We start from the raw sequence: 22,868 nt of genomic DNA on the forward strand, positions 1-22,868 counted from the left end.
CGCTGGGCTGGCCCCTGATCGTGCCGTCGCGCGCGCGCCCGGCGCCCGCCCCCGCCGCGCCGCCGCCCGGCCTGCTGGCCGAGGATGACTTCCGCCGCGCGGTGGAGATGCTGCCGCTGGTGTCCATCGACCTGCTGTTGCGCGATGCCGACGGCCGCTACCTGACCGGCCTGCGCAGCAACCCGCCGGCCCAGGGCAGCTGGTTCGTGCCGGGCGGCCGCATCCGCAAGAACGAAACCCTGTCGCGCGCGCTGCAGCGCATCGCCCGCGAGGAACTGGGCGTGACGTTGCCGCCACAGGCCTGGCGCCCGCGTGGCGTGTACGAACACTTCTATGGCACCAATTTCGCCGGCGAACCCGGCCGCTCCACCCATTACATCGTCCTCGCCTATGAGGCCGAGTCGACGCTGGACGCGGCCAGCCTGCCGCTCGGCCAGCACCGTCGCTACCGCTGGCAGCCCGCGGCGGCCATCGCCGCCGACCCCGGCGCCCACCCCTACACCCAGGCCTACTTCAAGGAGTCAGCGCCATGACCAACCCTCCTCCCCCGTACCGGGCCGTCATCCTCTGCGGCGGCTCCGGCTCGCGCCTGTGGCCGCTGTCGCGCGAGCTGCTGCCCAAGCAGTTCATCCGTTTGACCGATGACCGCAGCCTGCTGCAAAACACCCTGCTGCGGCTGGAGTCGGCCGGCGCCCAGGCGCGCCCCATGCTCGTTTGCAACGACGCCCACCGCTACATCGCCGCCGAACAGGCGCTGGAACTGGGCATCCAGGATGCCGAGATCGTGCTGGAGCCGTTCGCCCGCAACACCGCGCCCGCCATCGCCGCCGCCACCCTGCGCGCCATGCGCGACGGCGAGGACCCGGTGATGCTGATCATGCCGTCCGACCACGTGCTGGAGGACGGACCGGTGCTGGCCGCCGCCTTCGCCCAGGCCTACCAGGCCGCGCGCCAGGGCGCGCTGGTGACCTTCGGCATCACCCCCACGGCGCCCCTGAGCGGCTACGGTTATATCCAGGCCGCGGAGCCCGGCGCCCTGGCGCCGGCCTGCAAGGTGCGGCGCTTCGTCGAAAAGCCCTCGCCCGAAGTGGCGCAGCGCTTCATCGAGGATGGCGGCTACTACTGGAACAGCGGCATGTTCGCCTTCCAGGCCTCGGTCTTCCTGGCCGAGCTGGAGCGGCTGGCGCCGCGCATCCTGGAACAGGTGCGCGCGGCGGTGGCCGGCGGCCACGGCGAGCAGGCGCTGTTCCAGTTGGACGGCCCGGCCTTCGAGGCCTGCCCCAGCGACTCGATGGACTACGCCATCATGGAACGCACCGACAGCGCCGTGGTGATCCCGCTGGCCGCGCCGTGGAGCGACGTCGGCGCCTGGGACGCGGTCTGGGGCATCGCCCGCAAGACCGCCGAGGGCAACTCCACCAGCGGCGACGTAATGGTCGAGGACTCGCGCAACTGCCTGATCCATTCGACCAGCCGGCTGGTGGCCTCGGTCGGGCTGGACGACATCGTGGTGATCGAGACCGCCGACGCCGTGCTGGTGGCGCACAAGACCCGCTCGCAGGACGTCAAGCGGCTGGTGGAGGCGTTCAAGGTGCAGCATCGCAGCGAACTGAATCACCACCGCGAGGTGCAGCGCCCGTGGGGGTCGTACGACTCGGTCGGCCAGGGCCCGCGCTACCAGGTCAAGCGCATCACGGTCAAACCCGGCGCGCGCCTGTCGTCGCAGATGCACCACCATCGCGCCGAGCACTGGGTGGTGGTGTCGGGCACGGCGCGCATCTACAACGGCGACAAGCAGTATCTGCTGACCGAAAACCAGTCGACCTACATCCCCCTGGGCGAAATCCACAGCCTGGAGAACCCCGGCAAGATCCCGCTGGAAATCATCGAGGTGCAGTCCGGCGCCTATCTGGGCGAGGACGACATCGTCCGCTTCCAGGACATGTACGGCCGTGTCTGACCCCCGGCGCGCGGCCTCATCCTTTTGGCGGCCGGGCCTGGCCCGGATCTGCCTGCCGCTGGCGGCGCTGTTCTTCGTCACCCTGGTGACGGTGGGCAACCTGCCGGGGCTGGCCGCCGAGATGTCCGACGCGTTCGGCGACAAGCGCCTGCACCTGGCGGCCTATGCCTTCCTGACCGTGCTGGTCTACCTCTCGGTGCAGCGGCGGCCAGGGCTGACGGCGCTGCTGGCCGTCTCCGCCCTGGGTGCGCTGGACGAAGGCATCCAGTCCTTTTTTGCCTATCGACAGGCCGAACTCTTAGACCTTTTGGCCGATATCTCTGCGGCGGGTGCGACAGTAATCTCGTTGAACATCGGTTCCGCAGCCTTCGGCTCTTTTCGTGCAGTGACTAAGTCTTAAGGATAAAACCATGCCAAAACGGGCACTGATTACCGGCGTCACCGGCCAGGACGGCGCTTACCTGGCCGAGTTCCTGCTGGCCAAGGGCTATGAAGTCCACGGCATCAAGCGGCGCGCGTCGCTGTTCAACACCGCGCGCATCGACCACCTGTACCAGGATCCGCATGACCAGCCGCGCAACTTCGTGCTGCACCACGGTGACATGACCGACTCCTGCAGCCTGATCCGCATCGTGCAATCGGTGCAGCCCGACGAGATCTACAACCTGGCGGCGCAGAGCCACGTCGGGGTGTCGTTCGAGGAGCCGGAATACACCGCCAACGCCGACGGCCTGGGCACCCTGCGCCTGCTGGAAGCCATCCGCATCCTCAAGCTGGAGGACAAGGCGCGCTTCTACCAGGCCTCGACCTCGGAGCTGTACGGGCTGGTGCAGGAAACCCCGCAAAAGGAAACCACGCCGTTCTATCCGCGCAGCCCCTACGCCGCCGCCAAGCTGTACGCCTACTGGATCAGCGTCAACTACCGCGAGGCCTACGGCATGTATGCCTGCAATGGCATCCTGTTCAACCACGAATCGCCCAAGCGCGGCGAAACCTTCGTGACGCGCAAGATCACCCGCGGCCTGGCGCGCATCGTGCTGGGCCTGCAGGAATGCCTGTACCTGGGCAACCTGTCGGCGCTGCGCGACTGGGGCCACGCGCGCGACTACGTCGAAATGCAGTGGCTGATGCTGCAGCAGGACACGCCGGAGGACTATGTCATCGCCACCGGCATGCAGTACAGCGTGCGCGAGTTCATCAACACCGCCGCGCGCGAGCTGGGCATCCTGCTGGCCTGGGAAGGCGAAGGGCTGGAAGAGACCGCCACCGTGCTGTTCAGCCCGGTGCACGACATCAAGCCCGGTCAGGTCATCGTGCGGGTCGACCCGCGCTACTTCCGTCCGACCGAGGTCGAGACCCTGCTGGGCGACCCGACCAAGGCGCGCGAAAAGCTCGGCTGGTCGCCGCGCACCAGCTTCGCCCAGCTGGTCAAGGAAATGGTGGAAAGCGACCTGAAGGACGCCCGGCGCGATGCGCTGGTGGAACAGAACGGCTACGAAATCTACGCCTACAAGGAGTAGTCCGCCATGAGCAATCCGGACCAACGCGTGTTCGTGGCGGGCCATCGCGGCATGGTGGGCGCCGCCCTGGTGCGCGAGCTGCAGGAGCGCGGCTACCGCGACATCATCACGCGCAGCCATAGCGAACTGGACCTGGAAAACCAGAACCAGGTGCACCGCTTCTTCTCGACCACGCCGGTCGACGTGGTGTACCTGGCCGCCGCCAAGGTCGGCGGCATCCTGGCCAACCAGAACCATCCGGTGGACTTCCTCTACCGCAACCTGATGATCCAGTGCAACGTGATCCGCGCCGCCTACGCGGCCGGCGTGCGCAAGCTGCTATTCCTGGGGTCGTCCTGCATCTACCCGCGCGAGGCGCCGCAGCCGATCCGCGAGGACGCGCTGCTGACCGGTCCGCTGGAGGCCACCAACGAGCCCTACGCCATCGCCAAGATCGCCGGCCTGAAGCTGTGCGAGGCCTACCAGCGGCAATATGGCGCGCGCTTCATCTGCGCCATGCCGACCAATCTGTACGGTCCGCACGACAACTACGACCTGCACAGCAGCCACGTGCTGCCGGCGCTGATCCGCAAGTTCCACGAAGGCCGCGAGGCCGGCCTGGACAGCGTCACCCTGTGGGGCAGCGGCAAGCCGCTGCGAGAGTTCCTGTACGTGGACGATCTGGCGCGGGCCTGCGTCATGCTGATGGAAACGCCGTCGGCCGACGGCATCTACAACATCGGCGCCGGCGAAGACCTGTCGATCGCCGAACTGGCGCGGGTGGTGGCGCAGGTGGTCGGCTACCGGGGCAACATCGCCTACGACGCCAGCAAGCCCGACGGCACGCCGCGCAAGCTGATGGATTCGTCCCGCGTGCGCGCGCTCGGCTGGAAGCCGGAGATTGCCCTGAATCACGGCGTGACGCTGGCCTATGGCCACTTCCTGCGCGAACAGGCGCGCCAACCGCTGCCCGTGGCCTGAGGGCCTGTTCACACTGAAAGGAGCCTCGCATGAGTACCCAAATGAGTGACTATCAAGGCGCGAAGCGCAGTCGTGGCAGGTCCCCGGCGAGCATTCGCAACGCTGAGAGGCGCTCATTTGGGTACTCACCCTTCGGGCAGGCCGGTAATCGGCCGCCAGGCGTCGTTGCGCTCACCTTGCGTGGCACAGCCACGCGGCAGCGACCACGCCTAGCCTGGCGGCCGATTACCGGCCTGTGCGAGGCTCCTTTCAGTGTGAACAGACCCTAACCACGCCTATCGAGAACAGGCATTCCAATGTACCGACTCATCAGGAAGCACGTCGCCGGCAATGCCTCGTTCTGGGGGCTGGTGGAATACGGCATCGGCCCCGTCGCGGCGCTGGTGGCGCTGCCCATCCTGTTCCGCCAACTGGGCACGGTGGGATTCGGCCAGTACTCGATGATCATCGCGCTGGCCGGCTTCGGCAACGCCGCCAACCTGGGCGCCGCCGTCACCGCCACCAAGCTGGTGTCCGAGCGCATGCACGAACCCGGCGGCGCCTACCGCGCGGCCGGCGTGGCCATGTCGCTGATCGGCTGCGCGCTGGGCGTGGTGACGCTGGCGGCGGCGCTGCTGTGGCTGGGCGTGTGGTGGGGCTGGCCCGCCGCCACCTTCGGCGGCGTGGCCGTCACCCTGCTGGCCATGCCGGCGCTGGCCGTCTACCTGACGCAGCAATACGACCAGTTGATGTCGGGCTGCCTGAAGGGCCGCGAGGACTTCCGCGCCACCGCGCTGTGCGAGCTGGTCAGCCGCAGCGGCACCATGGCCCTGGCTTGCGCCACCGCCTGGCTGACGGCCTCGCCCACCTGGACCGGCCTGGCCCAGGCGCTCGGCCTGCTGCTGGCCGGTTCGGTCAAGATGCGCGTGTTCGCGCGCCGCTACGCCCACGTGCTGGTGCGTCCGGTACGCGATCGCGGCGCCATGCTCGATGCATTTCGGTTCTCGCGCTGGTCCTGGCTCAACAGCCTGAGCGCGCTGGCGTTCGGCTCGGTCGACCGGGTGCTGGTGGGCAGCCTGATGGGGCCGGCGGCGCTGGCCATCTACACCGTCGGCGTGCAAGTCGGCCAGATGATCCACACCGCCTCGGTGGCGATCTTCCAGAAGGCCATGCCGCGCGTCAGCCGCCTGAGCGCCGCGCCGCCGCATCCCGGCGCGGCCGAGGAGGAAATCCGCCGCCTGATGCTGTGGAACCTGCTGCTGTCGGCCGGCGCCACGCTGGCGGTGCTGGCGGTCAGCCAGCCGCTGCTGGACCTGCTGCTCGGCCACGCCGTGGCGGCGGGCCACCTGGGCACGTTCCGCCTGCTGATCATCGCCTCGGGCCTGCTGTCCCTGAACGCGGCCGCGCACTTTTCGCTGCTGGGCCTGGGCAACTCGCGGGCGGTGGCGATTCTGAACGGCCTGGGCGGCCTGGCCATGCTGTGCGTCATGGCCTTCCTGGTGCAGGCCGCGGGCGAGCACGCCGCCGCCTGGGGCCGCATGGCCTACGCGGCGATCACGCTGGCCGGCGTGGCGCTCGCCATCCGTCAATCCCGGCCCGACTACCCGGGCGCCCTGCCTGCGGCCACCCGGTAGCCATCATGCTGAGGTCCCATATGCGCAAGCGCCACAATGAGTACTCGCGTCAGCTCATCGATTTCGTCAGCGAGCTGCGTCCGCCCGCGCCCATCGCCGGCGGCCTGCTGCCCAAGCTGACCATCGTGACGCCCTCGTACAACCAGGCCCGGTTCCTGGAGCGCACCATCATTTCGGTGCTGAACCAGGGCTATCCGCGGCTCGAATACATCATCATCGACGGCGGCTCCACCGACGGCAGCGTCGACATCATCCGCAAGTACGAGCGCTACCTGAGCTACTGGGAAAGCGCGCCCGACCGCGGTCAGTCGCACGCCATCAACAAGGGCTTCGAACGCGCCACCGGCGACTATGTCGGCTGGCAGAATTCCGACGACCTTTACTACCCCGGCGCGCTGCGCAAGCTGGGCGCGGCGGCGGCCCGGGGCCGGGCGCCGATCATCAGCGGCAATCTGTTCGTGGCCGATGCCGACAACCGCATCTTCCGCAAGATCCATTACACCCCGGTCAACCGCGGCACGCTGACGGTGGTCAAGGCCTCGATCCCGAACCAGTCGGCCATCTTCCGCCGCGACTTGCTGCGCAAACACGGCCTGCTGCAGGAGAGCATGCGCTACTGCATGGATCTGGAACTGTGGAGCCGGCTGCTGCGCGAGGGCAGGAACCTGATCGTGCCGGACGCCATGGGCGTCTACACCGCCCATGACGAGACCAAGACCGCGCTGATGCAGGACGTGCTGCTGGAAGAACGCGAACAGATCGTCGACCGCATCCGCCGCACCGAACCCGGCATGGGCAAGCTGTTCGGGCTGTCGTGCCGCGCCTCGCAAGTGGCGGCGCATGCGCGCCAGGGCGATCTGTCGTACCTGGTCGAGAAGCTCGCCATCAAGCTGTTCGGACGCGACGACTGGGCCGCGCACTGACCCCATTCCTTCCCAGCCCACGGAGCCGCCATGCATCCGCACCGCCGCCTTTCCACGCTGCACCTGCTGGGATTGTTCGCCTTCACCGCGCTGGCGCTGAACGACGACCATTTCATCCTGGGGGTGGGCAGTTTCAAGTTGTCGCCCTTCGATGTGCTGTTCGTGGCCATCCTCGCCGTCAAGGCCCTGCGGCTGGCCGATCCGGCCTCCTACGCCCTGCCACGCGGGGCGCTGGGCATGCTGCTGGGCATGCAGGTGCTGTCGGTGGTCTACCTGCTGCTGGTGTCGCTGCATCACCCCGGCATCGAGACCGGCGACGTGGCGCGCGACCTGCGCATCGTCTTCTACTTCCTGAGCGTGCCGTTCCTTTGCTACAAGGACATCGACAGCCCAGCCGCCTACGCGGTGCTGCAGAAGTACATCGTGGCGGCCTGCCTGGCCGTGGCCACACTGATGCTGCTGGAGCAATTGCAGGGCTTCAGCGTGGCCAATCCGCTGCGCAATGTGCGCCTGGGCGTCTGGGCGATTCCGTTCGGGGTGGTGTCGCTGCTGTACTTCCGCAAGACGCTCAACGTGTCCGGCCCCAAGGCCTATGCGCTCACGGTCTACATGCTGCTGGCGCTGGTTTTCTCGCTGAACCGCAGCCAGTACCTGCAGTTGATGGTGTCGGTGCTGCTGGCGATGATGCTGGGCTCGGGCCCGGAGATCCGCCGCCGCGTGGTGCTGATCTTCGCGCCGGCGGCGGTGGCCGGGGTGCTGGTATTCGCCAGCATCGGCTACCTGGACGTGCTGAGCAACCGCATCTTCAGCGTCGAACGGCTCGACGAGGACTCCAGCTACGGCGCCCGCATCCAGGAGATGCAGGGGCAGATGGATTCGTTCGCGGAAAGCCCGGTGTTCGGCAAGGGCGCGGGCTTTCGCAGTTGGGTGATGGGCGAGAACGGCTTCGAGCTGAGCACCTTCGCGCACAACTCCTGGGCCTTCTACCTGATGAAGTTCGGCATCGTCGGCACGGTGATGATCATGCTGCCGCCCCTGCTGATCCTGCTGCTGTCGTTGTCGCGGCGCTACGTCCATCCCGGCCTGGAACTGCACCGGCGCTACCTGCTGGCCACGGCGCCGATCTACATCTTCGTCGATTCGCTGTCCGGCGGCCTGGCCTATGCCCCCAAGACCGCATTCACCGGATTCCTGCTGTGCTATTGCCTGTCGCTCATCCGCAATGCCCGGGCCATGCCCGTGCCCACGCCGGCGCCCGCGGCGCCCAGCCCCCGTCCGGACTCCGCGCGCCGGCCGTCATCGCGAGTAATGCCTCATGCCTGATGTCCTGTTCGTCGCGCCCGACCTGCACGGCGGCGTGGGAAGATGTGTCGCCTTCATCGCCGACGCCCTGCCCGAACGGGGCGTCGAGGCCTCGCTGTTCCTGCTGCGCTCGCGCAACCGCGAATACCCGGTTGCCAATCCGCGCGTGACGCGGGCGCTGCCGGTGAACGAATCGCCCACCGCGCTGCGGCTGCGGCTGCCGCTGGCATTCGCGCGCCTGGTGGCGCAGATCCGCCGCGAGCGTCCGGCCATCGTCTGCTCGCACGGCCTGCTGTGCAACATGCTGGTGGTGCTGGCCAAGAAGGTGTTGCGCGGCGACTTCGCCACCGTGGCCTTCGAGCACAGCAGCCCGGCCATCCACTACGGCGCCTCGCGCATGCGGCGCCTGAAATGCTGGCTGGTAAGCCAGACCTATCGCCGCCACGACGCCGTCGTGGGCGTCTCGCGCGGCGTCAAGGAAGACCTGGTCAGCATGTTCCCGCCGTTGCGGGGCAAGGTGCGCACCATCTACAACGGCGTGCCGCTCGATGAGGTGCGCGAGCAGAGCGCCAGCCGTCAGGCCCCGGCGCGGGCCGACGCCGCCGCGCCCTACCACGTGGTCGCGGTGGGCCGGCTGGAGGCGGTCAAGGACTATGCCACCCTGATCGACGCAGCCGCCCTGCTGGACGACCCCGGCATCCACTTCACCATCCTGGGCGAAGGCTCCGAGCACGGCGCCCTGCAACGGCGCATCGATGCCCGCCCCTCGCGCAGCCCGGTCACCCTGGCCGGCCACATCGACAACCCGTTTCCCGTGATCGCCGGCGCCGGCGCCTTCGCCCTGACCTCGGTGCGCGAGAGTTTCGGCAACGTGCTGGTCGAGGCGCTTTGCCTGGGCGTGCCGGTCATTTCCACCGATTGTCCGCACGGCCCCGCCGAAATCCTCGACGCGGGCCGCTACGGACTGCTGGTGCCGGTGGGCGATGCGGCGGCCCTGGCGGCGGCGGTGCGCCGGCTGGCCTACGACGGCCGCATGCGCGAGCGGCTGGCGGCCGATGGCCCGGCGCGCGCCGACGCTTTTTCACTGGAGCGGCACTGCCGCGACGTCATCGATTTGTTCCAGCCGCTGATGCGGCGCGGCGCGTCCTGAACAGGAAAGCATCATGTCCAAGATACCGGTATCCGTCGTCGTCATGACGAAGAACGAGGAACGCAATATCGCCAAGTGCCTGAAGGCGCTGGCCGACTTCGACGAAGTCTTCGTGGTCGATTCCAACAGCACCGACGCCACCTGCGCCATGGCAACCGCGCTCGGCGCCAAGGTCAGCAATTTCCAATGGAATGGCAAGTATCCGAAGAAGAAGCAGTGGTGCCTGGAACAGTTGCCGTTCACGCATCCGGTGGTGCTGTACGTCGACGCCGACGAGGAAATGACGCCCGAGCTGGCCGCCGAGATCCGCGCCGCCCTGCCGCGCTTTGCCGCCGGCGCGGGCGGCGCCTTCGTGCCGTTCGACTACGTGTTCTGCGGCCGCAAGCTGCGCCACGGCCACCGCGTCTACAAGCTGGCGCTGCTGGCGCGCGACCAGTCGCGCTTCCTGGACTACGACGACCTGGACGTGGCCCACATGTGGGAGGTCGAGGGTCACTACCAGCCGCAGGTTCGCGGCGAGACCTTCGCGCTGCGCGAGCGCATGGTGCACAACGACCACGATTCGCTCTACCACTATTTCGACAAGCACAACCGCTATTCCGACTGGGAAGCCAATCTGCGCACCAAGGGCCTGATGAACGATCCGCGCGAGGCCAACGTCGGCGCGCGCGCGCTGCTCAAGCGGCTGTTCCAGGCCATGCCCTTCAAGGCGCCGGTCGCGTTCCTGCATTCCTACCTGCTGCGCCTGGGATTTCTGGATGGCCGCGCCGGCTTCGACTACGCGGTGGCGCGCGCCATGTACTACTGGCAGATCCGCATCAAGACCGAGGAAATCCGCCAGGCCCGCCTGGCTGCCGATCCCGCGCAAGGCGATGCGCTCAGCGGGGTCGCCAAATGAGCGCGCTGCAACGGCTCGACCAGTTTTCCCTGGCGCCCGGCCAGCGCGGCCGCTCGGCGCTGACGGTGCAGTTGTGGTGGCTGGTGCAGGGTTCGCTGTTCCGCTGGTCGCCGCAAGTGGCCTACGGCTTTCGCCGCTGGCTGCTGCGCTGCTTCGGCGCGCGGGTCGGCCGCAAGGTACTGATCCGACCCAGCGCCACGGTCACCTATCCCTGGAAGGTGACGATCGGCGACTATGCCTGGATCGGCGACGATGCGGTGATCTACAGCCTGGGGCCTATCCATATCGGCGCGCACGCCGTGGTGTCGCAGCGCAGCTATCTGTGCGCGGCCGACCACGATGCGGCGCAGCCGGACTTTCCGCTGCGCGAGCGCGCCGTGCGCATCGAGGACGGCGCCTGGGTCGCCACCGATGTCTTCATCGGCCCGGGCGTCACGGTGGGGCGCGAAGCCGTGGTCGGCGCACGCAGCTCGGTGTTCCGCAGCCTGCCGCCGGCGATGGTGTGCCACGGCAACCCCTGCCGTCCCGTCCGTCCCCGCGTGGCGCCGCCGGCATGAAGATCCTCCTGTACGGCATCAACTACGCGCCGGAGCTGACCGGCATCGGCAAGTACAGCGCCGAGCTGGCCGAATGGCTGGCCGCGCGCGGCCATCAGGTCAGCGTCGTCACCGCGCCACCCTATTACCCGCAATGGCGCGTGCACGACGGCTACCGCGCCGGCCGCTACCAGCGCGAGACGCGCGCCGGCGTCGACGTGCGGCGCGCGCCGCTGTGGGTGCCGGCCCGGCCCGGCGGCGCCAAGCGCCTGCTGCACCTGGCCAGCTTCGCGCTCTCCAGCCTGCCGTCGCTGCTGCGCGCCGCGGCCGGCCGCCCCGACCTGATCGTGGTGGTCGAGCCCGCCCTGTTCTGCGCGCCGGCCGCCTGGCTGGCCGCGCGCCTGTGCGGGGCCCGCGCCTGGCTGCACATCCAGGACTATGAGGTGGACGCGGCGTTCGATCTGGGTCTGCTCAAGGGCGCCTGGCTGCGCGCGGCCGTGCGCCGCGCCGAACGCTGGCTGATGCGGCGCTTCGACCGCGTCTCGACCATTTCCGGCCGCATGCTCGACCTGGCCCTGTACAAGGGCGTGGATCCGGCGCGGGCGGTGCTGCTGCCAAACTGGATCGACGTCGAGGCCATCGCGCCCGGCCTCGATGGCGACCTGCGCGCCGAACTCGGCATTCCGGCCGACGCCGTGGTGGCGCTGTATTCGGGCAATATGGGCGGCAAACAGGGCCTGCAGACGCTGGCCGAGGTGGCCCGCCTGCTGGAACAACAGGGCTCGCTGTGGTTCGTGTTCTGCGGCCAGGGCCCCGAACGCGCCCCGCTGCAGGCGCAATGCCAGGGCCTGGCGCGGGTGCGCTTTCTGGACCTGCAGCCCGCTGCGCGGCTGGGCGCGCTGCTGAACACCGCCGATATCCACCTGCTGCCGCAGCGGGCCGGCGCGGCCGACCTGGTCATGCCGTCCAAGCTGACCGGCATGCTGGCCAGCGGCCGCCCGGTGGTGTGCGGCGCCGCGCGCGGCACCGAACTGGCCGGCGTGGTGGCGCATTGCGGTCTGGTGACGCCGCCCGAGGACGCCGCCGCCATGGCCGAGGCGGTGCGCAAGCTGGCCAACAACGCGCAGATCCGCGAGACGCTGGGCGCCGCGGCGCGCAGCTATGCGCTCGATCATCTGCACGTGGATACGGTGCTGGCCGCCGCCGAGCGCGCGTTCGCCGCGATCGCGCGCCGGGGTCCCCCCGCCGCCGACGCGGCCCCCGCCCGGCGCGACGCCCGCCGCTGAAAAGGCCGCGCCGCCCGGCGCGCCCAGGTCCGTTGCGCACGGTCGGGCGCCTTGCGGCGCGAACCGGCCCTAGGGCGTGTCATCGCCCTTGCCCACGCCCGCGGGCGCCCCCGTCCCTCCGCGCACCAACCCCATCTGCACCGCGATATACGCGGCCTCGGCCTGGTTGCGCGCGTTCAGCTTCCAGTACAGGGTGCGCGCGTGGCTCTTCACCGTGGCCACCGAAATGCCGACCTGCTGGCCGATTTCGCGCATCGTCTTGCCTTGCACCAGCAGTTGCAGGATCTCCTCCTGCCGCTGTGTCAGCTCGCGCAATTCCTGCAGCGGCGCCTGCGAAGTCCCCAATGGCCGGGGCAGCGGTTGCGGGTAGCATTCCCCACCCGCCAGCACCAGGCTGACGGCGGCGGCCAGGGCGTCGGGGCTGGATGCCTTGGGCAGATAGCCGGCCACGCCGGCACGGGCGCACGCCGCCATCACGTTCTGGTCCAGCACCGCGTACAGCGCCAGCACCAGCCGTGGCATGAACAGCGCCATCGCCTGCGACAACAGGCCGATATCGGGCTCGGCAACGCCGCTGCAGCCAACCACCAGCAGTTCCACTGGCCGGTTGATCGAACCTTGCATATTGGCGAGATGGGCTGGCGAAATCGCCAGAATGTCCTCGGCGTTCCGCACACGCTCCAGCACATGCTGGATGGCGACACGAAGCAGAGCGTAGTCTTCGATTAGAACGGTTGTCATCCCGGAGGGAACCTTGTGACGCAGGGTCCAGACACGGTTCCCATGGCACGGCCGCGCTCGGCGGCAACGGCGGTTCCTGCGCCTGGCCAGGCTCACGGGAATCTCGTCCGCTGCGTGGCATCGTGCTGGCGCGCATTGTGATGCGCCATCTCAACCATGCTTGCGGACACAACCCATGCTATCAGCGGCTACGTTCGCTGAATCTCGTGCAGGAGGATGATTGGAGGAGGAAGGCTGCGACACGGCGACCGCCGATGACGCAGTGAGTATGCCCTAGGCGGGATGGCGGGGTTGCCCGCCCCGCCCCTAGCCCAGTTTGCGGCCGTAGAGCTGCCCGGCCTCAGCTTCGCGGCCGCTCGGCTCATGCCATTCCAGCGTGGCGCCGCGTTGCAGCGCCGCGTACACCGCTTCGCCCTTGTTCTTGACGTGCAAGCGCTGGTAAAGCGTGCAGGCATGCGTCTTGGCGGTGGCGACCGAAATATTCAGCATCCGGCTCACGGTCTTGATGGGGTAACCGCGCGCCAGCAGCACCAGCACTTCGTACTGGCGCGGCGTGATCTGCAGCAACTGGGCGCCGGCGCTGACCGGCATGGAACCTTTGCCCGCGCCGTCGTCCAGGTCGCGCGCCGGCAGGGCGCAACTGGCCTGCGGCGCGGCCTGCAAGGCCTGCTCGCTCGGAAAGCACTGCCCGCCGGCCATGACCAGTCGGATCGCCGCTTCCAGGATCTCGACCGACGCCGTCTTCATCAGGCAGCCGAAGACACTGGCGCCCGGCAGGCCCTGCACCGGCATCGGCAGCGGCATGACATCGGTCAGCAGCAGGATCCGCTTGGGACTCAATTCGCGCTGGATCTCATGCAGCGTGCTCCAGGCCTCCTCGCTGTCCACGGGCAGGCCGTAGATCAGCAGATCGGCGCCCGTATGCGCGCCACTGGCCTTGGAGACATCGGCCAGCCCCATTCCCTCGATTTCCCAAACATCGTCCAACTTGCTCAGAATCTGCCACAACCCCAGCCGCAGTAGCGGATGAGCTTCAATCAGGACCATCTTGGCCATGGTGTCCTCCCGGTTGTTCGACGGGCCTAGAAGGGATCTTCGCTGTGCTGAAGACTATTTTTTTTCCAACCCTGCGGGGAATCCGCAATATCCCGGAATACCTAATGAAGCCGTACCGGGCCGTTTGGGCTGGGGACTTTCGTAGCCAACATAACGGATGGCATGAACCCATCTTATGGTTCGAAATTGGCAAAATCAAGACGACTGCAGGCGATATAATCCGACAAAAACAGAAATCATTCGTTAGCCTTAAATCAGCCTCGTGAATCCGGATGAGAGCGCGCCATCATCCTTTCATCCGCTAGGGTTTTTACCGAGTCCCCCTTCGTGGCGTTGTCCGCTTCCCCTCGGCAAGCCGTGGCCGCGAGCGCGGCACGGGCCGGCTGCCGGGCCGCAGCCCGGCAGGTTCAGGCCTCATCGTGGGGGCCGCAAGGGACTGCAGGAATAGGCCGGATTGGCGCGCAGGCTTGTCTACTTGTTTCCGTCGACACATTAAGCCTGGACTGGAAAGCCGCAATCGCAAAATAGGTAACATTTTTATTATCAATGACTGCGGCGTCATTTACTCCATATAGGCGAAGTCAAATACCGTATGCCCCCCCTGATGATGCCAATGGTGCATTGAAGCATGACGCTTCCTCAGGAAACTGGCGTAGTGAATTTCGCCATCGGTCTCGACGTAGGTCGAAGGCGACAGTTCTTCGATGCGATTGAGCGAAACGCCCTTGCCGTAGTGGCAGAAGCCCTGGTACTGCGCGCAGCGGATCACCTCTCCGGCAGGCGAGACAACGATGCCGGCGTTGCGGGCGCGCATCGGGTTGCGCACGATGGGGTTGCAGGCGTGCGGCGTCCATTGCGTCGAGCGCGGCGAATCGGCAAAAAATGCGAATAACTCGTCGCAATGATTCTGGCCATCGGTACGGTCGATATTGGTTAATAACCACCAGTATTCCCCGCGCTTGAATATAATCGTATCAACGGCCGAAACATTGGTCATAAGCGTAATGTCCAATTCCCATTTCAATGGAAATTCGGTGCATTTCCATAACTCTATGCTGCGGTTTCCGCAGGTTTCCGGCACCATGTAGGTAACACCTTCGTATTCGAATATATACGGAAACGATAAATGATAGGGCAGGTTCAGGGCCGTCCCCAGCAGCCGGAAAGCCCCGCCCTCAAAGGTTGCGACCGAAATCGTGCCTTTGCGGGAATTAAAATCGTAATCCTCGAAAAAAATATACGGATTATCGTCTCTGGTATATACAAACGGATCTGCGAAGAATCTGCCCTTGGGTGGCTGCAAAACCATGGCCTCGGACACCACCGCTTGTTGCCGGATCGATGGAAACATACCAATCCGCCAACGCACATTGCGTCCCATGACGCGGCGCACAATCAAATCCCCCATTAACCAGGCCTGGCGCGCGATATAAGCGGCGCTGTCCCACTCGGCCGGGTCGTCGCGGCGCTGGCCGCTCATGATCTGCATGCCGGGCGGCGCCGCGCCCGGCCGCGCACGCGCCAGCGCCAGCAAAGCGTCGTACACCATGAAATTGCCCAGGCTGAAAGCGCGCGTCTGGTTCTTCAGCCAGAACACTTCCGTGTTGAAACTGCGCTGATCCAGCAGCGCGTCCTCGTCCAGGCTCGCGCCCACCCGCCACAGCTTGACGGTGGTGTGGTCCTCGCGCTGATAGACCTCCCAGAACCCGGCGTAGCGGCTGGTCGAGACCGCAATATCGGAATAACTCAACTGCCATATCCCGAGTCTGGCCCAGTCCGACATGCGCGCGCGCAGCGGCGGCACCAGCGGCAGCGCCCCCAGCATGATCACCAGGTCCAGGCCCAGCGCCGCCACGCCATCGTCGCGGCCAGCGTCGCGCGGATCGGCCGGCAGGCGCAATAGCGCCACCGATGCCGGCAGGCCATCGCGCACGTCGCGGCAGGCCAGCATCTGCCGCTGCCGCGCCGGCAGCAGGCGCGACTCCAGCCGCGACAGGGTGCCGAAAAGCGCCTTGGTACCCAGCCGGGGTTCGGCGCCGGTCTTCTCCATCACCAGCAGGGCGGCCATGTCGAAGTCCTGGCTGCGCGTGAGCCAATCGACCATGTCGTGGATCCACCCGGGCTGGTCGGTCCCGTCCAGCAACAACCCCACTCTGTAGGTCTTCATATCTCCTGCTCCTGTGTCAGGGCGCATCGGCCTGCGGCACCGGAACGGCGATCGGGCTCGCCAGGCGCATCCACGGTGCCACGCTCTCAAGTCCTCGCGCTGATACTGCGGTGTTTTGGCGCGTCCTTCCAGACCGCTTTCAACCTAGGGCGGCTGGCCGAGGACAAACGGCGCAGCGCCGTTTGGCCGAGGCGTCCGACTTTTTCCCGGTCAACGGCACGCGCCCTCATGCGAAGGAACGAAGGGCTCGTCCGGACAGTCTCGGGATTCATGTGCACCGGCTAGGGATAACCACTATCGCCTGCGCGCACCATGACGCGCATACTGCTTTCAAACGAACGTTTGATTTCAACCGAATGCAAGAACTCAGCAGATCCTCCAGCACCCGCGAATCGATCCTGGACACCGCCGAAGCCCTGTTTGCGCAACAGGGCCACGACGGCACCTCCATGCGCCAGATCACCGGCGCGGCAGGCGTCAACCTGGCCTCGGTCAACTATCACTTCGGTTCCAAGGAATCGCTGGTGCAGGCGGTGCTCAAGCGGCGCCTGGAAGTCCTGAATCGCGAACGGCTGCGCCTGCTCGACGAACTCGAGGCCCAGGCCCAGGGCAAGCCGCTCAAGCCGTCGCAGATCGTCGACGCCTTTTTCGGCACGCTGTTGCGGCTGGCGGCCGATCCCGAGCAGGCCGGCAGCACGTTCCTGCCGCTGCTCGAACGCACCATGACCGACCCGGCCGGCTTCATCCGCGCGCTGTTCGCCGAGGAATACGCCGACGTGCTCGAGCGCTACCGCAATGCCTTGTTCGCCGCCCTGCCCGACGTGCCGCGCGCCGAAATCGTATGGCGTTTCCAGTTCATGCTCGGCGCCACCTCCTACGCCATCATCGGCACCGACCTGCTGCGCTCGGTGACCGGCTGGACGCTGGACGAGTCCGAGCAACCCGACAACCCCGAGCTGCTGCTGCCCCGCCTGATGAGCTTCCTGCTCGGCGGCCTGCGCGCTCCGCTGCCGCAGCATCCCGCCACCTAGGTCCCCAGGGTCGGCGCGGCGCGGCGGTTCCAGAGAATTCGAGAAAAGGAGGCTAGGAAATGAACGCAGTCATCGTCGCGCTGGTCGTCATCGCGCTGCTGGCCGTCGTCCTGCTGGGCGTGCGCCCGCTCAGGCGGGCCGTGCTGTCGGCGCCGATCTTCAATCTCTACCGCAAGGTGCTGCCGCAGATGTCGGACACCGAGCGCGACGCCCTGGAAGCCGGCACGGTCTGGTGGGAAGGCGAGCTGTTCCGCGGCCGCCCCGACTGGAAGCGCATGCTGGCCTATCCGCGCCCGCGCCTGACCGACGAGGAACAGCACTTCCTGGACCACCAGGCCGAAGAGGCCTGCCGCATGGTCAACGACTGGAACATCACACAGGAACGCTTCGACCTGCCCGCCGAGGTCTGGGACTACCTCAAGCGCAGCGGCTTCCTGGGCATGATCATCCCCAAGGAATACGGCGGCCTGGCGTTCTCGGCCTACGCCCATTCCGAAATCGTGACCAAGCTGTCGACGCGCTCGTCGGCGCTGGCGGTGTCGGTGATGGTGCCCAACTCGCTCGGCCCGGCCGAACTGCTGTTGCACTACGGCACCGAGGAACAGAAGAACCACTACCTGCCGCGCCTGGCGCGCGGCGAGGAAGTGCCGGCCTTCGCGCTGACCAGCCCGTGGGCTGGTTCCGACGCCGCCGCCATCCCCGACAGCGGCATCGTCTGCAAGGGCGAATGGCAGGGCCGCGAAGTGATCGGCATGCGCGTCAGTTGGGACAAGCGCTACATCACGCTGGCGCCGGTCTGCACGCTGCTGGGCCTGGCCTTCCGCCTGTACGACCCGGACGGACTGCTTGGCGGCAAGAAGGACCTGGGCATCACCTGCGCGCTGGTGCCGCACGACCACCCGGGCGTGGACACCGGCCGCCGCCACTTCCCGCTGAACGCCATGTTCATGAACGGCCCGACCCGCGGCCACGACGTCTTCATGCCGCTGGACTTCATCATCGGCGGCCCGGCCATGGCCGGCCAGGGCTGGCGCATGCTGATGGAATGCCTGGCGGCCGGCCGCTCGATCTCGCTGCCATCGTCCAACACCGGCATGTCCAAGCTGACCGCGCGCGCCGTCGGCGGCTACGCCCGCGTGCGCAGCCAGTTCCGCACCCCGGTCGGCAAGTTCGAAGGGGTCGAGGAAGCGCTGGCCCGCATCGGCGCCCACACCTACATGATGGACGCCGCCCGCAGCATGACCGCCGGCGCGGTCGACCTGGGCGAAAAGCCCTCGGTGGTGTCGGCCATCGTCAAATACCACGTCACCGAGCGCGCGCGCCAGGTCGTCAACGACGGCATGGACGTGATCGGCGGCAAGGGCATCTGTCTGGGGCCGTCCAACTTCCTGGGCCGCGCCTACCAGCAGATCCCCATCGGCATCACCGTGGAAGGCGCCAACATCCTGACCCGCAGCCTGATCATCTTTGGCCAGGGCGCGATCCGCTGCCATCCCTACGTGCTGGCCGAGATGCGCGCGGCGCAGTCGCCGGACCGCAGGCAGGGCCTGATCGATTTCGACCAGGCCTTCTGGGGGCATGTCGGCTTTGTCGCGCGCAACAAGCTGCGCGCGCTGGGCGCCGCCCTGACCGGCGGACGCTTCATCGGCATCGACGCCGACGTCGCGCCCGAAATGAAGCGCTACTACCAGTTGCTGAGCCGCTATTCGGCCGCCTTTGCGCTGCTGGCCGACACCTCGATGCTGGTGCTGGGCGGCAGCCTCAAGCGCCGCGAACGCCTGTCGGCGCGCCTGGGCGATATCCTGTCGCAGATGTACCTGGCCAGCGCCGCGCTCAAGCGCTTCGAGGACGAAGGCCGCCAGGACGCCGACGCGCCGCTGGTGCACTGGTCGGTGCAGGACGCGCTGTTCCGCCTGCAGGACGCCATCGACGGCGTGCTGGAAAACTATCCCAACCGCGTGGTGGCGTGGAGCCTGCGCCGCATCGTCTTCCCCTGGGGCCGGCCGCAGTCGCTGCCGTCCGACCAGTTGGGCCAGGACGTGGCGCGGCTGCTCATCAACCCGGGCGCGACGCGCGACCGCCTGACCGCCGGCTGCCACCTGCCGGCCAGCGCCGACGAACCGGTCGGCGCGATCGAGCAGGCATTGGCCGCCACGCTCGAGGCCGAGCCGATCGAATCGAAGGTCCGCGAATTCGAGAAAAGCGGCGCGCTCGACGGCAACCCGCAGGCCAACGTGCGCGACCTGGCCGACGCCGCGTATGCGGCCGGCGGCATCACCGCCGAAGAATATGCGGTGGTCAAGCGCCGCAATGCCTTGCGCGACGCCGTGGTGAAAGTGGATGATTTCCCCTTTGACTTCGGCATCACGGGCGCGCTCAAGCCGGCGCCTGAACGCAAGGCCGCCTGAGGCCCGCCCGCACAAAGGAGATCGGATGGCATTCAAACCGGTATATGTGGTCGACGGCGCCCGCACCCCGTTCCTGAAGGCGCGTTCGGGCCCCGGCCCGTTCACGGCCGGCGACCTGGCGGTGCAGGCCGGTCGCGGCCTGCTGCTGCGCCAGCCCTACGCCCCCACCGACCTGGACGAAGTCATCGTCGGCTGCGCCGCGCCGTCGGCCGACGAGGTCAACATCGGCCGCGTGATCGCGCTGCGCCTGGGCTGCGGCGACAAGGTGCCCGGCTGGACCGTGATGCGCAACTGCGCCTCGGGCATGCAGGCGCTGGATTCCGCCATCGCCAACATCCAGACCGGCCGCTCGCAGTTGGTGCTGGCCGGCGGCACCGATGCCCTGTCGCATGCGCCTGTGCTGTTCTCGGACGGCATGGTGCGCTGGCTGGCCAGTTGGTACGCGGCCCGTGGCCTGGGCGCCAAACTCGCCACGCTGGGCCGCCTGCGCCCGCGCCATCTGGCGCCGGTCATCGGCCTGCTCAAGGGCCTGACCGACCCGGTGGTCGGCCTGTCGATGGGCCAGACCGCCGAGAACGTCGCCACCCGCTTCGGCATCAGCCGCCAGGCCATGGACGCCTATTCGGCGCAAAGCCACGCGCGGGCCCTGGCCGGGCGCGCTAACGGCGCCTTCGCCGAGATCACGCCGCTTATCGACGCCCAGGGCAAGCTGTACCCCGACGACGACGGCGTGCGCGAAGACTCCACCCCCGAAAAACTGGCCAGGCTCAAGCCGGTGTTCGACAAGCCCTGGGGCAACATCACCGCCGGCAACAGCTCGCAGGTCACCGATGGCGCCGCGATGCTGGTGCTGGCTTCCGAAGAAGCGGTGCAACGCTGGAACCTGCGGCCGCTGGGCCGCATCGTCGACAGCCAGTGGGCCGGCCTCGATCCGGCCATGATGGGCCTGGGACCGGTGCATGCCGCCACCCCGATCCTGCAACGCCACGGACTCGGCCTCAATGACCTGGACTTGTGGGAGATCAACGAGGCCTTCGCCGCCCAGGTGCTCGGCTGCCTGGCGGCCTGGCAGGACGAGGCCTACTGCCAGGAACACTTCGGCACGCCCGCCTGGGGCGCGCTCGATCCGGCGCGCCTGAACGTGGACGGCGGCGCCATCGCCATCGGCCATCCGGTGGGCGCCTCGGGCGCCCGCATCGTGCTGCACCTGCTGGACGCACTCAAGCGTCGCGGCGCGCGCCGCGGCATGGCCGCCATCTGCATCGGCGGCGGCCTCGGTGGCGCCATGCTGGTCGAAACCTTGGAGAACCGCTAATGAACGCGCTGGAGACGCTCTCGCACTGGCGCCTGGAGCGCGACGCCGACGGCCTGGCGTGGCTGACGTTCGACCGCGCCGGCAGCGCCGTCAACGCGCTGTCGGCCGACACCATGACCGAACTGGCCACCGTGCTGGACGCGCTCGACGCGCAGCCGCCCAAGGGCCTGGTGATCCGCTCGGGCAAGGCCACCGGCTTCATCGTCGGCGCCGACGTCAATGAATTCGCCGAACTGAACACCCCCGAACAAGGCCGCGCCCTGGTGGCGCGCGGCTGGAACCTGTTCAACCGCCTGGCGGCGGTGCGCTACCCGACGCTGGCGCTGATCCAGGGCCACTGCCTGGGCGGCGGCCTGGAACTTGCGCTGGCCTGCCGCTACCGCCTGGTCGAGGACGCCCCCGGCGCCTCGCTGGCCCTGCCCGAAGTGATGCTGGGCATCTTCCCGGGCTGGGGCGGCATGCTGCGCCTGCCCGCCGTGATCGGCGCGCCGGCCGCGCTCGACATGATGCTGACCGGACGCGGCGCCGACGCGCGCCGCGCGGCCGCGTTGGGCCTGGTCGATGCGCGCGTGCCGACCCGCCTGCTGCAGGCGGCGGCGCGCGGCATGGTGCTGTCGCGCAAGCCGCCGCGCCGCGCGCGCGGCCTGGGCGCCTGGCTGAACCGCTGGCCGCTCAAGGCGGTGGCCGCCAACCGCGCCCGCAAGCAGGTCGCCGCCAAGGACCCGCTGGGCCACTACCCGGCGGCGCCGGCCATCATCGACATCTGGGAAAAGCACGGCGGCAACGCCCTGCAGGCGCCGGCGCTGATCGACGCCATCATCGCCTCGGACACGGCCCGCAACCTGCTGCGCGTGTTCCGGCTGCAGGAACGCCTGAAGGCCAACGGCCGCCAGCCCGGCATCGCGCCGGTGCGCCACGTGCACGTGGTCGGCGCCGGCGTGATGGGCGGCGACATCGCCGCCTGGTGCGCGCTCAAGGGCCTGACCGTGACCCTGCAGGACCAGGACATGAGCCGCATCGCGCCCGCCATCAAGCGCGCCGCGACGCTGTTCTCGCGCCGCCTGAAGGACCGCCGCGCGGCCCGCGCCGCCTTCGACCGGCTGGTGCCCGATCCCGCCGGCGGCGGCGTGCCGCTGGCCGACGTGGTGATCGAGGCCATCAGCGAGAACCCCGAGGCCAAGCGCGGGTTGTATCAATCGCTGGAGCCGCGCATGAAGGCCGACGCCCTGCTGGCCACCAACACGTCCAGCCTGTCGCTGGAAACGCTGAGCGCCGGGCTGGCCCGCCCCGAACGGCTGATCGGCATCCACTTCTTCAACCCCGTGGCCAAGATGCCGCTGGTGGAGGTCGTGCATGCGGACGGCACCGGCGCGGAAACGCTCGCGCGCGCCAGCGCATTCGTAGGACAGGTCGGAAAATTGGCCCTACCGGTGCGTAGTGCCCCGGGGTTCCTGGTCAATGCGGTGCTGGCACCGTATATGCTTCAGGCCATCCGAAAGATCGACGACGGTCTATCGCCCGCCGCCGTGGATGCGGCGATGGTGGCGTTCGGCATGCCGATGGGCCCGCTTGAACTGGCCGACACGGTTGGCCTGGACATCGCCCGCGCGGCGGGCCAGGAACTGGCTGGCGGCGCCGAGCCGCCGCGCTGCCTGGCCGAGAAGCTGGCTCGCGGCGACCTGGGCAAGAAAAGCGGCCGCGGCTTCTACACCTGGCGCGATGGCAAACCGGTCAAGGACGGCCAGGGCGGCGCGCCCGCGCCGGCCGGCTTGGCCGAGCGCCTGATCCAGCCTTTGATCGACGCCACCCGCGAGCGGGTCGAGGCCGGCGTGGTGGCCGACGCCGACCTGGCCGACGCCGGCGTGATTTTCGGAACCGGGTTCGCGCCGTTCACGGGCGGGCCCCTGCATTACCAACGCAGTCGCAGTACCCAGGGCGTATCTCCCTGACGCAATCACAGACAAACCGGCCTGGATTTCCTTGAGCCGGATAGACCGGGACG

Annotated in this window: 19 protein-coding genes; 16 read left to right on the forward strand and 3 right to left on the reverse strand. The window is 68.0% G+C overall.

Going from position 1 to position 22,868, the window contains the following annotated elements; translation table 11 throughout:
• Window positions 1-71 precede the first annotated feature (71 nt).
• The 12 genes from AC6LKG_RS18570 (at window position 72) to AC6LKG_RS18625 (ending at window position 12,148) form a co-directional block, all read left to right on the forward strand.
• On the forward strand, window positions 72-533 hold the full coding sequence (locus AC6LKG_RS18570; protein WP_498166740.1) for a GDP-mannose mannosyl hydrolase: 462 nt from the start codon (window positions 72-74) through the stop codon (window positions 531-533).
• Window positions 530-1,960: a mannose-1-phosphate guanylyltransferase/mannose-6-phosphate isomerase gene (locus AC6LKG_RS18575; protein ID WP_498166678.1), complete on the forward strand. Its 1,431-nt coding sequence runs from the start codon at window positions 530-532 to the stop codon at window positions 1,958-1,960. The genes AC6LKG_RS18570 and AC6LKG_RS18575 overlap by 4 nt, the downstream gene beginning before the upstream one ends.
• A complete protein-coding gene (locus AC6LKG_RS18580) occupies window positions 1,953-2,360 on the forward strand; it encodes a VanZ family protein (RefSeq protein WP_175146593.1) in 408 nt (135 codons plus the stop codon). The genes AC6LKG_RS18575 and AC6LKG_RS18580 overlap by 8 nt, the downstream gene beginning before the upstream one ends.
• A 10-nt stretch (window positions 2,361-2,370) precedes the next feature.
• Window positions 2,371-3,480, forward strand: a complete 1,110-nt coding sequence (gene gmd, locus AC6LKG_RS18585; protein ID WP_006387741.1) for a GDP-mannose 4,6-dehydratase — start codon at window positions 2,371-2,373, stop codon at window positions 3,478-3,480.
• 6 nt (window positions 3,481-3,486) lie between these two features.
• Entirely contained in the window at window positions 3,487-4,440 is a 954-nt protein-coding gene (locus AC6LKG_RS18590) for a GDP-L-fucose synthase family protein (RefSeq protein ID WP_498166682.1), read from the forward strand.
• Between the two features lie 296 nt (window positions 4,441-4,736).
• A complete protein-coding gene (locus tag AC6LKG_RS18595; RefSeq protein WP_498166685.1) occupies window positions 4,737-6,053 on the forward strand; it encodes a lipopolysaccharide biosynthesis protein in 1,317 nt (438 codons plus the stop codon).
• A gap of 5 nt (window positions 6,054-6,058) precedes the next feature.
• Entirely contained in the window at window positions 6,059-6,976 is a 918-nt protein-coding gene (locus AC6LKG_RS18600; RefSeq protein ID WP_498166688.1) for a glycosyltransferase family 2 protein, read from the forward strand.
• Window positions 6,977-7,006: 30 nt separating this feature from the next.
• A complete protein-coding gene (locus AC6LKG_RS18605) occupies window positions 7,007-8,299 on the forward strand; it encodes an O-antigen ligase family protein (protein ID WP_498166691.1) in 1,293 nt (430 codons plus the stop codon).
• Window positions 8,292-9,428 (forward strand): glycosyltransferase, encoded by a 1,137-nt coding sequence (locus tag AC6LKG_RS18610; RefSeq protein WP_498166694.1) that lies wholly within the window; start codon window positions 8,292-8,294, stop codon window positions 9,426-9,428. Before AC6LKG_RS18605 ends, AC6LKG_RS18610 begins: the two co-directional genes overlap by 8 nt.
• A 13-nt stretch (window positions 9,429-9,441) precedes the next feature.
• Complete coding sequence (locus AC6LKG_RS18615) at window positions 9,442-10,326, forward strand: glycosyltransferase family 2 protein (protein ID WP_498166697.1); 885 nt, start codon at window positions 9,442-9,444, stop codon at window positions 10,324-10,326.
• Window positions 10,323-10,883: a putative colanic acid biosynthesis acetyltransferase gene (locus AC6LKG_RS18620; protein ID WP_498166700.1), complete on the forward strand. Its 561-nt coding sequence runs from the start codon at window positions 10,323-10,325 to the stop codon at window positions 10,881-10,883. The genes AC6LKG_RS18615 and AC6LKG_RS18620 overlap by 4 nt, the downstream gene beginning before the upstream one ends.
• Window positions 10,880-12,148, forward strand: a complete 1,269-nt coding sequence (locus AC6LKG_RS18625) for a glycosyltransferase WbuB (RefSeq protein ID WP_498166703.1) — start codon at window positions 10,880-10,882, stop codon at window positions 12,146-12,148. The genes AC6LKG_RS18620 and AC6LKG_RS18625 overlap by 4 nt, the downstream gene beginning before the upstream one ends.
• A 69-nt stretch (window positions 12,149-12,217) precedes the next feature.
• On the opposite strand, the gene AC6LKG_RS18630 is transcribed toward AC6LKG_RS18625, so the two are convergent.
• The 3 genes from AC6LKG_RS18630 to AC6LKG_RS18640 form a co-directional block, all read right to left on the reverse strand.
• Window positions 12,218-12,889 carry a helix-turn-helix transcriptional regulator gene (locus AC6LKG_RS18630; RefSeq protein WP_498166706.1) on the reverse strand — a complete coding sequence of 224 codons (672 nt, stop codon included), beginning with the start codon at window positions 12,887-12,889 and terminating at the stop codon, window positions 12,218-12,220.
• A gap of 306 nt (window positions 12,890-13,195) precedes the next feature.
• Window positions 13,196-13,945, reverse strand: a complete 750-nt coding sequence (locus tag AC6LKG_RS18635; protein ID WP_498166709.1) for a response regulator transcription factor — start codon at window positions 13,943-13,945, stop codon at window positions 13,196-13,198.
• Between the two features lie 562 nt (window positions 13,946-14,507).
• Window positions 14,508-16,112 carry a glucosamine inositolphosphorylceramide transferase family protein gene (locus tag AC6LKG_RS18640; RefSeq protein WP_498166712.1) on the reverse strand — a complete coding sequence of 535 codons (1,605 nt, stop codon included), beginning with the start codon at window positions 16,110-16,112 and terminating at the stop codon, window positions 14,508-14,510.
• 356 nt (window positions 16,113-16,468) lie between these two features.
• On the opposite strand from AC6LKG_RS18640, the gene AC6LKG_RS18645 reads away from it, so the two are divergent.
• From AC6LKG_RS18645 to AC6LKG_RS18660, 4 genes are read left to right on the forward strand one after another with little or no spacing between them, the layout of a single operon-like run.
• Window positions 16,469-17,143, forward strand: coding sequence for a TetR/AcrR family transcriptional regulator (locus AC6LKG_RS18645; protein WP_498166715.1), 675 nt, complete (start codon window positions 16,469-16,471; stop codon window positions 17,141-17,143).
• Between the two features lie 59 nt (window positions 17,144-17,202).
• On the forward strand, window positions 17,203-19,551 hold the full coding sequence (locus AC6LKG_RS18650) for an acyl-CoA dehydrogenase (RefSeq protein WP_498166717.1): 2,349 nt from the start codon (window positions 17,203-17,205) through the stop codon (window positions 19,549-19,551).
• A gap of 25 nt (window positions 19,552-19,576) precedes the next feature.
• Window positions 19,577-20,866, forward strand: a complete 1,290-nt coding sequence (locus tag AC6LKG_RS18655) for an acetyl-CoA C-acetyltransferase (protein ID WP_498166720.1) — start codon at window positions 19,577-19,579, stop codon at window positions 20,864-20,866.
• Window positions 20,866-22,815, forward strand: coding sequence for a 3-hydroxyacyl-CoA dehydrogenase NAD-binding domain-containing protein (locus AC6LKG_RS18660; protein ID WP_498166723.1), 1,950 nt, complete (start codon window positions 20,866-20,868; stop codon window positions 22,813-22,815). The genes AC6LKG_RS18655 and AC6LKG_RS18660 overlap by 1 nt, the downstream gene beginning before the upstream one ends.
• Window positions 22,816-22,868 lie beyond the last annotated feature (53 nt).

This window comes from Achromobacter sp. 46006 (assembly GCF_059761975.1).

Excerpts from the sequence above, each read along its gene's own strand:
- AC6LKG_RS18575 (WP_498166678.1), top strand. The coding sequence starts at position 530 with ATGACCAACCCTCCTCCCCCGTACCGGGCCGTCATCCTCTGCGGCGGC.
- gmd (WP_006387741.1), top strand. The coding sequence starts at position 2,371 with ATGCCAAAACGGGCACTGATTACCGGCGTCACCGGCCAGGACGGCGCT.
- AC6LKG_RS18590 (WP_498166682.1), top strand. The coding sequence starts at position 3,487 with ATGAGCAATCCGGACCAACGCGTGTTCGTGGCGGGCCATCGCGGCATG.
- AC6LKG_RS18595 (WP_498166685.1), top strand. The coding sequence starts at position 4,737 with ATGTACCGACTCATCAGGAAGCACGTCGCCGGCAATGCCTCGTTCTGG.
- AC6LKG_RS18600 (WP_498166688.1), top strand. The coding sequence starts at position 6,059 with ATGCTGAGGTCCCATATGCGCAAGCGCCACAATGAGTACTCGCGTCAG.
- AC6LKG_RS18605 (WP_498166691.1), top strand. The coding sequence starts at position 7,007 with ATGCATCCGCACCGCCGCCTTTCCACGCTGCACCTGCTGGGATTGTTC.
- AC6LKG_RS18610 (WP_498166694.1), top strand. The coding sequence starts at position 8,292 with ATGCCTGATGTCCTGTTCGTCGCGCCCGACCTGCACGGCGGCGTGGGA.
- AC6LKG_RS18615 (WP_498166697.1), top strand. The coding sequence starts at position 9,442 with ATGTCCAAGATACCGGTATCCGTCGTCGTCATGACGAAGAACGAGGAA.
- AC6LKG_RS18620 (WP_498166700.1), top strand. The coding sequence starts at position 10,323 with ATGAGCGCGCTGCAACGGCTCGACCAGTTTTCCCTGGCGCCCGGCCAG.
- AC6LKG_RS18625 (WP_498166703.1), top strand. The coding sequence starts at position 10,880 with ATGAAGATCCTCCTGTACGGCATCAACTACGCGCCGGAGCTGACCGGC.
- AC6LKG_RS18630 (WP_498166706.1), bottom strand. The coding sequence starts at position 12,889 with ATGACAACCGTTCTAATCGAAGACTACGCTCTGCTTCGTGTCGCCATC.
- AC6LKG_RS18635 (WP_498166709.1), bottom strand. The coding sequence starts at position 13,945 with ATGGCCAAGATGGTCCTGATTGAAGCTCATCCGCTACTGCGGCTGGGG.
- AC6LKG_RS18640 (WP_498166712.1), bottom strand. The coding sequence starts at position 16,112 with ATGAAGACCTACAGAGTGGGGTTGTTGCTGGACGGGACCGACCAGCCC.
- AC6LKG_RS18645 (WP_498166715.1), top strand. The coding sequence starts at position 16,469 with ATGCAAGAACTCAGCAGATCCTCCAGCACCCGCGAATCGATCCTGGAC.
- AC6LKG_RS18650 (WP_498166717.1), top strand. The coding sequence starts at position 17,203 with ATGAACGCAGTCATCGTCGCGCTGGTCGTCATCGCGCTGCTGGCCGTC.
- AC6LKG_RS18655 (WP_498166720.1), top strand. The coding sequence starts at position 19,577 with ATGGCATTCAAACCGGTATATGTGGTCGACGGCGCCCGCACCCCGTTC.
- AC6LKG_RS18660 (WP_498166723.1), top strand. The coding sequence starts at position 20,866 with ATGAACGCGCTGGAGACGCTCTCGCACTGGCGCCTGGAGCGCGACGCC.